Genomic DNA, 10,124 nt, shown 5'->3' on the forward strand with positions numbered 1-10,124 from the left:
AGCAGATTATCGGGATAAGCACATGGTTTTATAAATTTCGAAAATTTTAGAATAAATATAATAGATTCTTTTTCTTAAAATAAAGTTTTACCACCCAAACCTCCGAAGAACCAAAAAGTTTAGCTTTATTTTAAATATATTAAAAAGAATCATTTATTTTCTCTAATCCTATCCCTAAACTTTCGGGCCAAGAATATTTATACCCTTTTCCCGACCAATAATCATCATCCAATCCATTTAATTCTTTAGGGCCCTCGCTCCATCCAAGCGGCTCTCGATAGGCTATTTCATATTGCTTTTGAGTATAGTAGTAAAATACTTTATAATATCCATCCGTATAATCAAAAGTTTCCCAGGGGCTATCGCACTCGCGCCAACGCCATGGTATATCAGTGCGTCGAGGTTTTATCTTGATAGGAAGTAATCTTAAGAAAAGAAGTAATCTTGTAAAGCAATTACGGATCTTTGCCTTTTTATCACTATTTCTATAAAGCATATCAATAGGATAAACAATAGCTTTACCATATTCTCTTTCTGTTTCATCAAAATGAGGATTTTTTTTCACTAACTCCAAAACTTTACCTGCTAATGCATCTATAGGCAAGGTACCCTCGTAACCTAAAACAGTGATATAGCGAGTTCCCCAAAAAGAAACATGGACTTTCGCCTTACAGGCTAGGGGTTTTAATTCGGCAAATGAAGATACACTCTCTAAAATTTTTTTAATACCCATGCAATATGCTCATCTTTATTCCAAAGGTCTAAACATTATTCTTATAATTTCATTAACAATATCAAAATCTTGTTTGTTAAGAAAAGCTCTTTTTTCAACTATTAGGTGATGAAATAAATTTTGCTGGTTTCTTAGCTCTTTATATCTACTTTTGGAATTTAATTTTATATAATCGCAAGGGGTTTCCAGCAACAAGGAACTTACTAAGGGTTCACAAAGGCTTTTTATCGCAGCTTTTAGCGCTTTATGAGAAATTATTCTCAATAAGAAGAACAATTTCTGTTAAGGGGCTAAATGAGGGCTTTTCTATTGGTTTTAAATGAATTAACAAATAAAGTAGAAATTTAAGCTAAATAAAAATAAAGGCATATTATTATGAAAATAAGCCAATTACCTCGTGCATACGTTTCAATAAATAAGATAGCTGATTATCTACCTATTCTTAGCACGGTCACAAATCTCTTGGTTATCTTTCAAAAATGTATCATCTTACCTTTTATCAACGAAGAGAAAATATTGAAAAGCGATTATTACTCTTATCTAGATCAAAAAAGTTTTAAGCGCGCTCTGCTCTTGTTGATTCCAGGATTAGGAAATGTAATCATAGGAATTTGCGACCTGGCTCAGCGGATATTAAAAAGTAAAGACTTCTTGCTAAAAGCTCTCCAAAAAAACAGCTTGGTCCTTAAGTTTGCCAGTGAAAGGTTAAAGAACGATAAAGACTTTATATTAACCGCAGTTAATAAAAATCCTTACGTACTTCAATTTGTCAGCAAAACACTTAAAAACGATCCAGAAGTCGTGTGGGCAGCTACTCTACAAGATCCTCGGTCATTAAGATTTGCTAGCAAAAAACTTAAGGATGATAAAGATTTTATACTTGCCGCCGTCCAGCAAAATGGCTTGGTGCTCGAGCATGCTAGTGAAAAACTTAAGAGTGATACCGAGGTAGTACTGGCTGCCCTCAAGCAGGATCTTTGGGCGCTTAAGGATGCCAGCCAAGAGTTTAAAAATAATAAGCAAGCCATGCTTGCTGCTGTTCAGTGCAATCCTTGGGCGCTCAAATTCGCTAGCCCTCAGCTGCAGAATGATAAAGATTTAGTGCTTACAGCGGTGGAAAAAAGCGGAGAGGCCTTCCAGTATGCTAGCGAAGAGCTTAAAAATGATAAAGACTTCATATTTAACGCTTCTCAGAAAAGCTACTCTATGCTAAAGCATAGCAGTGAAGCGCTTAGAAAAGATAAAGACTTTGTGCTTGCGCTCGTTCAGCAAAACAGCTGGGCCATTCATGATATTACCAAGGAGCTTAAAGAAGATAAAGATGTCATGCTTGCTGCCGTTAGACAAAATGGGTATCTGCTTCTCTATACAGGAACAAAGCTTGAAGATGATAAAGAATTAGGAATTGCCGCTGTTAGCCAAAATGGCTTAGTTCTCCAGTGCGCTAGCATAAAGCTCCGGAACGATAAGGAGGTGGTACTTGCGGCTGTTAGTCAGAATGGCTTGGCCCTACAATATGCCAGCATAGAGCTCCAGAACGACAAGGAGGTCGTACTTGCTGCTATTAGTCAAAATGGCTTGGCCCTACAATATGCCAGCATAGAGCTCCAGAACGACAAGGAGGTCGTACTTGCCGCTGTTAGTCAGAATGGTTTTGCCCTTAAGTTTGCAAGTGAAGAGCTCCAGGAGGATAAGGAGGTCGTAGTTGCTGCCGTTAAGCAAAATGGCTTGGTGTTTAATCATGTTAGCCCGTACCTTAGAAGTGATATGGAGGTTGGGATAACAGCTATGCTTCAAAATAAAGAAGCCCTAAAGGGTGAAGAAGGCAGGAAAATTGCATGAAGATTTTATTTACCATTGCTATAATATGTAATAGATAGCAATCTAAGAGAGGCAGTTTCTTTCCCAAAACTATTATCTACTTAAAAAAATAGATATGGCTTACTTAAATCTCGTTAAGCGTGCCTTAAGAATAGAGCTTAAGTCTTTTGCGTCTATACTTGTTTAAGAGATTCTCTCCCCTAATGTGTGGAGTTTATAAATCAATGTTATGTTTGGTAAGGAGTTCTTTTAGCTTGGGAACCAAATTGCGTTTACGTTGATGTTCCTTAAGAAGCTGCCGGATATTTTTGGTCCATTGAGCTATAGATTGTGCTTGTGTAGCAGCAAGATAAGCTTTATCCAACCATCCTGCTGCTCGGTCGTAATAAGATGCCCCGTGCTGAATGGCCTCTGTGGCAAGTTTTTGACAGTTTTCTAAAGCCCATTCAGGCCGCTGGGTTAAAGCTTCCTCAATAAGAAACTCCGGCATCGTTCTAAATTTTTCTGCGATCTTAATAGCTTCATCAATCATTTTCTCATATAAAAGAATTTTAATTGGCTCCTCATGATTGTAGGCCCTGTCAATTTGAACAAATTTTAAAATGCCTGGTTTGATGATATCCCATTGGCTTTGGGCCCCCTTTTGTAAAGCTTTATAGTCTTCCAAAGAAGAGGCCATAGTAAGCAAATCTACTCCAGCTTTTATACCTATCTGGATTTGACCTGCTTCAAAAGCTAGATCTCTTGTCCACCTTAATAAATCTCTTGCTAGCCAACCTTCTTCACGGGAACTTTTATAGCAAAGAGCTGTTTTTAAAGCCAATTGGAGCTCTTTACATTCATAAAACTGTTGGGAGAGCTTTAAAAGTGTATTAGGGTCTCGAATATGGCTGTTAATGAATCTTTCTGCTTCGATATATCTTTTGAGCTCAATGAGCAATTTTGCATATTCTTCATCCATGCCAGCTAGATGAGCTAAAAGTAGACAGGTATCAAGCTTTTTTTGTCGTTTTAAAACACGAAAAGCAACCCTCGCAATTTTTTTGCTGACCTCTTCGTCTAGCTCAGTAGCAAAATCTGTCTGATTAGTAAGCGCTGCTTTCAGTAGGGGATAGTCCCAGCCAGCCTTCATCAATTCAAGAGTAGCATTAAAAGCGCCATCCGATTCTTCATTCCAATCATAAAAAAGTTCAGTCCAGACTGTTTTTTCTTTCGAAGAAAAATGACTGATAAGAATGGCTTCCATCCAAAGCGACGCTAAAGCATCTAAAATCTCTTCGTAAAGATCATCTCCGCCAAAGTCGATAAAGGTTTCATTTCTTTCTATTAACGGCTTGGTGATCGCCTTTAGAATAGCAAAAGCATTAACTCCATCTTCAGCTTCTAAGAAAGGAATAACTTGTCTCATTAGTTCTTCAATTCTTAAAGCTATCTCACTTAAACCCTCTCCTTCATCGTCCCAAAAATCATAATCCTGATAAAGAAGATCTTCCATTTCCCTAGCAATGGCTTGAGTATCCAGAAGAGATGTTGGTTCTCCGGTTGCTACAGGGCGGATAAGGAAAATTTGAATGTCCTTCACCAGATAAGGATGCTGCTCGATCAACCTTAACAATAAAGATCTAAGCGTGCTCAGATCTAAGGTTCTTAGTATTTCTTCTAAAGGCGGGCCGAAGGATTCAATACCTTGACGAGCAATTTTAAGTAAGACAGCTACAAGGTGTTTGCAAGGATAGAAATCAGAAGGGCAGGAACAGTAGCCATTTTGCCATTGTTGATTTTTTAGAGAAACTTTTACTTGGTAAGGCTCGGGTAAGCTACCTTGAACTGTAGCATATAAAGTATCCGCGACTATTGTTAAAAAAGTAACTTTTTCAATGTAATTTTCACCCTTAAGGAAGGTGTTTGGAAAACACCATTCTTTAATCATAGCTTCATTAAAATAAAAAGGATTTTTTATCATAATTTTTGACTGTGTTATCAAAATTTCAATCAAATTAAGTGCATATTCTACTGTTTTAAAGCCTTTTATTCCAAGCATTTATCGGCCTAAGCAAAAATAATGGATGAGTATCTTCTTTAAGTTCTCGCTGTGTTAAATCCAATTTTAAAAAAAATTGAACAATCCTCTAGGCGTTCATCAATAATCTTTTGGCTTTTCTTGTCGCTCATCATATTTTCAGGCAGAAAAGGAATATCTTCTGGCCACTGATTAGGAAGCTCATTCTAAGGAACCTTTTGGTTCTTCAGCGTGTATCATTTCTTCTTCTCTGAGTAAAAGTGTCTTTGCTTTTTTGGACCATCGAAGCCGCTGAAATTTTCTCCGCAACTTGATGGCAGGTTTAGCCAATTATTGCCTAAATCCCAATAAATCTAGGCTATTCTTTTCCGACAAATAAAAACAAGAATTAAGGCTTTTAATATATGCTTGAGGTGTTTTTATATTAAGCAGGCGTTATTTTAAAAGCCATCAAAGTTTCTTTGTATTTATTTCTTCTTTTCTTCCTCTTCGCTTGTTTTTTTTCTTTTTCTGGCAAGGCTTCTTCTCCTCTCACATCTCGAATTTGAGGCGTTGGAGGCAACTCGGCTTCCGATAAACTTGGAGACGATGTAGAAGTAGCGTCAGATGGAGTAGAGCTAGTAGCCGTTGTCGTGATAGAAGTTGTATATTGTCCGAAAAGGCTCCCTGCTATTCCTCTAGCTTCTTCTTGTTGTCGTCCTTTATAATTGCTAGTACGAAAAATACCTTGGTTAATCCTTTCTAAGACTTTTCCAATATATCTTCTGAATTCCACGACTGCTGAACTTATGTTTTCTTTTCCTTTTATAATCTTGTTTAATAGCTGGATTGCAAAAAGCCTCCCGTCCTTTTCTATTTCGTCATCAATTCTATTAATCACTGCTTTCACATAATCGACTGTATTAAGGCGCTGATAAAGCTTGTTATCTTTATATTCATATTGCATCCGATTTTCAGAAGAGATCACAGTAAAACGAGGAATAATGGAAATATGAGCGCCTTCGCACTCTTTTTCAACTTTGCAATTTTTTGAAAAAAAATAATGGAGTGCTTTAATGCTAGTAGCATCTCTTTCAACAATGTTTGGGTCTGTCAAAAAATCTGTGTAAATAAATAATAACCGTGATTTCTCACCACATTTCAGAATAATAGAATTTTTGGTAAGGAGGCCCTAAGCATCTAAGAATAATTCTATGACGTTCTTTCAGATTGGTAATTTGCAATTTTTTACGGTCAATAAAGACCATATGGAGGCCTAGGAAACAGAAAAACACCCAGCGTGTGGTTGGCTTTTGCGTAGGTTTCTTAAGCTGATTTAAGAAGTTCTCACCATTTTCTCGCAATTTTTCTCTAATTTTATATTCAAGCGCAGAATAGACTAAAAGGCATAGAGTCATTACCATTAAAAGGGCTTCAATTCTTTCTGGCTTTTTTAGAAAGAAAGAAGAGACTAGGAAGTCAGGGCTTTTCAAAAACCTAAATCCTCTTTCTACACTTTGCTGTGCCTTATATGTTTTCAATAACTCTTGAGCAGGAAAAGAAGTTACGTCCATGTCATTAGTCGCTAAGATGAAAAACCCTTTGCTCCTCTCTAAATCTGCTTTGTTAAGCAACGAGCAGGCTACTGTACCTTCTAGGTGATAGCTAAGTATAGAAGGTGCTTGCCCAGCTTTTGGTCGACCAGATGTAGTATGTTTTTGAGTTGCTATAACTTGAGGTTCTATAATTTGTATATATTTAAGCTTTTTTGCAAACTTATCTAATTGGCGCTTAGCATCATTGGGGCATGAAAACTCTTGCTTTATAAACTTAAAGAAAGCTTTGGATTCTTTCTCACTGCCCTTAAGATAATGCTTGGCTAAAGTGCGGCATTCTCTTTGATAGGCCGCTTGGCTAAAGATAACTACCCATCTTTGTTCAACACCGGCATAGCAAGAGGTACTTTCAAAAGCTCGATAGCCTTCTGTTATTTCTACCGTCTTGTCGTAAGGCACTTCAAATATGAGCTCTTTAGCCTCTTTGATTTGCATGGGCACACGCGTGACAAATAAGCTTTGTTCTTCTTTAAGAACTTGTAAGGTAGCTGGCGTATAAAGAGCACTGTCTCCTACTATATAACGATTCTCTACCGCTTGCCGAAAGCTTTTAAGATGTTCGCCAACAATTTGCGTAAAGGCGGCCTTATCACTGCTATTGCCATCAGCCGCTTGCATGTATAAAGGAATATTGCCTTCATTGGAGGTGATAAGCTGCAAGACGGCTTGATTTAAATCAGGCCTATGGTCTCTACTGTAGCCTTGCACTAGGCGAATGCATGCTTCTCCTTGTTCTAATAGGCTCTCATAGTTTCCATCTACGTGAAAGCTTGTGGCATCCAAATGTAAACTTTTTACTTGGATACCAAGCACTTTGATCGTATGCAGAGCTATTTTAGTAAAAAGCTCGGTCACTCCCAATTCAAATAACTTATCCAGCGCTCTGCCTAAAACATTATCATCAATCTGCTCGGGAATGACTGGCGTACCTAGCAAATGATCGATGGGCTTGTCTTCAAAGTACTCAGAATACATGTAAAGCGTCCGGCTTACAAATCCCAATCCATTCAAGATCATGCATTTAACCGCTTGCCCATAGGTTAAATGCTTATTCTTCGCCTGGTTACCTACTGCTTGGTCAATAAGGTCAACTAACCCTATCTCCTCACACATTCCAGCTACCAATCCTAAATGATCGACGTTTTGCGTATCTATCTGCATAACTTTTAGTCGTTTAGTTTAATCCCTTAAAGAAAACATCTTACTCGATTAACCTTCAAAATTCCTAATTATTTTTTTTGCTGAGGAATGTAAGATAATAAGGAAAGTAGACTTTTATTATACTTTCAAAAGCAAACCAAGCTGCGAACGAAGCGAAGCGGAGTTTGCAGCTGCTAATCATTTATACAAATGGAGACAGACAATATGTCAATTCCTGAAAAATTTGATCTACAATCTGAGCTTGCTAAATGTAAAACTGTTGACGATCTGACAGGGAAAAATGGCCTCGTTCAGCGCCTAATTGGCAACATGTTGGAGCAAATGCTTCAAAAAGAAATGGATGAGCACCTGGGTTATGAAAAGCATTCATCCAAAGGACACCTATCAGGCAATAGCCGCAATGGCCATGCCAAGAAAACAGTTAAAAGCAATTATGGTGCTATTAGTTTACAAGTACCTAGAGATCGTAAAGCAGATTTTGAACCCATAGTAATAAAAAAACACCAAAGAAATATTAGCTCGTTCGATGGATCCTGTTGTAGTGGAAGCACGCGAGAAGCAGAAGAAGCAGATTGCCCTTCTTCTCTTTGAGATTGCTGTTCCTCTATTTGAGATGTTTCACTTTTACGCTTTTTAGCTAGGCTTAATAAGCGGCTTTGTTGGGCAGATTGATTCAAATTCGCCTGTTGGATGCGTTCTAATTGAGAAGCAGAAGGAGGCAAAGAGGTGGATTGTCCTTCCTCTCTCTGAGGTTGCTGTTCTTCTGTTTGAGAGGTTTCAGTTGTACGTGTTTTAAAGGCAGAAACAACTGGCATATTTTCAAGAGGTGGAGAGGGGGGAGTTGATCCTGCGCCTTGCATAAATTTTTTCCTTTGTGACATTAATAGAGTGGATGATAAATTGAACATATTACTAAATAAAAAAATGTAAATTAAAAAGGAGGGTTTATAATGATTAGTAATATTTTTGATAATTATTTAAGCAAAGTAGATAAATTTACCCAAAAATCGTTTAATCAGCTAATTGAAAACAATTTTAGCAAAAATCTAAATTATATTATCGCAGTAGTAGAAGATGCAAAAAATCAGGTATCTTTATATGATGGTTGCACATTTGCAAAAATACAACTAGAATTAGGAGCCGAAGCGAAATACAATCCTGAAACCGCCGAAAAAATGGCTAAGATCTATTATTATTGCGTTAACCAATATTGTGGCACTAATCAAACACAGCTATATTATCCTAATTATGTAGGCCGCCAAGAAGATCTAAAAGAAATAGCTTGTAAGGCTTATATTTTTGCTAGTGATTCTTCTTTAAATCCCTCGAAAAGAGCTGAATATCAATTTGACTTAGGTCATTGCTTTTATCAGGGAAAGGGAACGGAACAAAATTTTGCTCAAGCTTTTAATTGCTATCAAAAAGCGGGGTTAGAAGGAAACTATCCTCCAGCGTTATTTATGGTGGGGCATTGTCTCGAAAGAGGCGAAGGTGTTCCCAAAGATGAAGAAACCGCGCTTCAATGGTATTTAAAAGCTGCAAGCTATTTAGACGATGTAGACATCTTACGCCATGTTGCTCAGAAGTTTGAAGAAAAAGGACAGATAGAAATAGCCCATCTTTTATATCAAAAAGCTGCTCAAAATCACGATTCTGTAGCAATTGATTATTTGATAAAATTTTATGAGCAAAAAGGAGAGGAACAGTATCAAGAAGCGATTAATAAATGGAAATCTCAGCTGGCTAAGGTCGTTCAACAACTTAACCCTGATTCTCTTCTTAAAAAGTCCTATTCTTTGCCTTCTATTTCTTATTCTGGGGAAGGAACCATCCGCGGTTGATAAATTTTGGCATCAACTTGGCGATTCGCCAAGTTGATGGAATTTTAACCAGTTTTTAGCTCATCTAAAAGCATCGTTTATTCGGTAAAAATACCTGTTTTTTGAGAGTCGTAGAGAGTCAATTAATCTTTAGCATGCTTTATCTTCGAGTGCTTGGATAGCGTGCATCTAGAAAGAAGAGCAGCTTTCCGACCTATATTTTGCACTCCCGTTTTATCGTTTGGAGAAGGGGTTAATATTTCCTTAGTTCACCCTTTGACAAAAATTTCTATGGAAAGCCGTTATAGCTGGATTGAGGGATCACTGCTGTGACTGGGAAATCATTTGTTTTGTTTATCTTTTTTGCTCGGGGTAAAGAAGCTGTCAAATATATACGCAATCGTTGTTTTGGATGGTTTAAATGTATCGCTTGCCATTCGAAAATGATGTTTCGCATTTCATCTCAATTCTAAAAAAGCAGTATCTCCAAAATTTTCATTTTGAAGGAAGTATAAAGAACCAAATGAATTGCAGAATCCTTTTTGGAGTCTATAATTCATAGTAAAATTAGGCACTCCAATAGAAGATACTTGCTTCTTGGTCTGGCATTTTCATTAATGTCTGAGCGAGCTGATCGGATTGTTGTACAGCCTCTTGCTGCATTTGGATGGCAGAATCTAACGCTTTTCCTTAATCGCTAATTTGGCAGCTGTGTCATCCGTCATGGTTAGTGATCCACCCTAGCTACCAAAATTTTTTTCTTTATTTCTCTTAAACTGCATACTCGATGATATACTTTTTTATTCTTGATAGCTAGGCAACTTTTCTGGGATGACTCAAAAGTTACATTTTCTTGTACTGCATTTAAATGTTTACGAGAAGGCCTTAAAACAAAGATTTCATCTAGCGTCTTTTCGAAATTTCGGAAGAGTTGTTTTAAATTTTCATTTTCAACAATTTCTTTTACAATTTGG

8 protein-coding genes are annotated in these 10,124 nt (G+C 37.2%); 3 read left to right on the top strand and 5 right to left on the bottom strand.

The features are described from left to right. Positions 1-139: 139 nt before the first annotated feature. Positions 140-733, bottom strand: coding sequence for a hypothetical protein (locus DB41_RS09920; protein ID WP_039386847.1), 594 nt, complete (start codon positions 731-733; stop codon positions 140-142). A gap of 375 nt (positions 734-1,108) precedes the next feature. On the opposite strand from DB41_RS09920, the gene DB41_RS09930 reads away from it, so the two are divergent. Next, positions 1,109-2,575, top strand: a complete 1,467-nt coding sequence (locus tag DB41_RS09930) for a DUF4116 domain-containing protein (RefSeq protein ID WP_039386851.1) — start codon at positions 1,109-1,111, stop codon at positions 2,573-2,575. Between the two features lie 193 nt (positions 2,576-2,768). Here the strand turns inward: DB41_RS09930 and DB41_RS09935 are convergent, their stop codons facing one another. The 3 genes from DB41_RS09935 to DB41_RS09945 form a co-directional block, all read right to left on the bottom strand. Then, entirely contained in the window at positions 2,769-4,595 is a 1,827-nt protein-coding gene (locus DB41_RS09935; protein WP_039386854.1) for an SWIM zinc finger domain-containing protein, read from the bottom strand. 403 nt (positions 4,596-4,998) lie between these two features. Further along, the gene (locus DB41_RS09940; RefSeq protein ID WP_039386857.1) at positions 4,999-5,670 is read right to left on the bottom strand and encodes a hypothetical protein; all 672 of its coding nucleotides are present in this window, start codon (positions 5,668-5,670) and stop codon (positions 4,999-5,001) included. Positions 5,671-5,704: 34 nt separating this feature from the next. After that, positions 5,705-7,330 carry an IS1634 family transposase gene (locus tag DB41_RS09945; protein ID WP_039386859.1) on the bottom strand — a complete coding sequence of 542 codons (1,626 nt, stop codon included), beginning with the start codon at positions 7,328-7,330 and terminating at the stop codon, positions 5,705-5,707. Between the two features lie 204 nt (positions 7,331-7,534). Here DB41_RS09945 and DB41_RS11485 point away from each other — a divergent pair, with 204 nt between their 5' ends. After that, positions 7,535-7,921 (top strand): transposase, encoded by a 387-nt coding sequence (locus tag DB41_RS11485; RefSeq protein WP_162180953.1) that lies wholly within the window; start codon positions 7,535-7,537, stop codon positions 7,919-7,921. 359 nt (positions 7,922-8,280) lie between these two features. After that, positions 8,281-9,171, top strand: coding sequence for an SEL1-like repeat protein (locus tag DB41_RS09955; protein WP_039386865.1), 891 nt, complete (start codon positions 8,281-8,283; stop codon positions 9,169-9,171). A gap of 706 nt (positions 9,172-9,877) precedes the next feature. Here the strand turns inward: DB41_RS09955 and DB41_RS12385 are convergent. Next, the coding region (locus DB41_RS12385) for a hypothetical protein (RefSeq protein WP_039386868.1) at positions 9,878-10,124 on the bottom strand (247 nt) is incomplete at its 5' end.

The sequence above is a fragment of the Neochlamydia sp. TUME1 genome (assembly GCF_000813645.1).
GTDB lineage: Bacteria > Chlamydiota > Chlamydiia > Chlamydiales > Parachlamydiaceae > Neochlamydia.

Bases quoted from the DNA above. Each gene is read 5' to 3' on its own strand.
- DB41_RS09920 (WP_039386847.1), bottom strand. From the start codon at position 733: ATGGGTATTAAAAAAATTTTAGAGAGTGTATCTTCATTTGCCGAATTA.
- DB41_RS09930 (WP_039386851.1), top strand. From the start codon at position 1,109: ATGAAAATAAGCCAATTACCTCGTGCATACGTTTCAATAAATAAGATA.
- DB41_RS09935 (WP_039386854.1), bottom strand. From the start codon at position 4,595: ATGCTTGGAATAAAAGGCTTTAAAACAGTAGAATATGCACTTAATTTG.
- DB41_RS09945 (WP_039386859.1), bottom strand. From the start codon at position 7,330: ATGCAGATAGATACGCAAAACGTCGATCATTTAGGATTGGTAGCTGGA.
- DB41_RS11485 (WP_162180953.1), top strand. From the start codon at position 7,535: ATGTCAATTCCTGAAAAATTTGATCTACAATCTGAGCTTGCTAAATGT.
- DB41_RS09955 (WP_039386865.1), top strand. From the start codon at position 8,281: ATGATTAGTAATATTTTTGATAATTATTTAAGCAAAGTAGATAAATTT.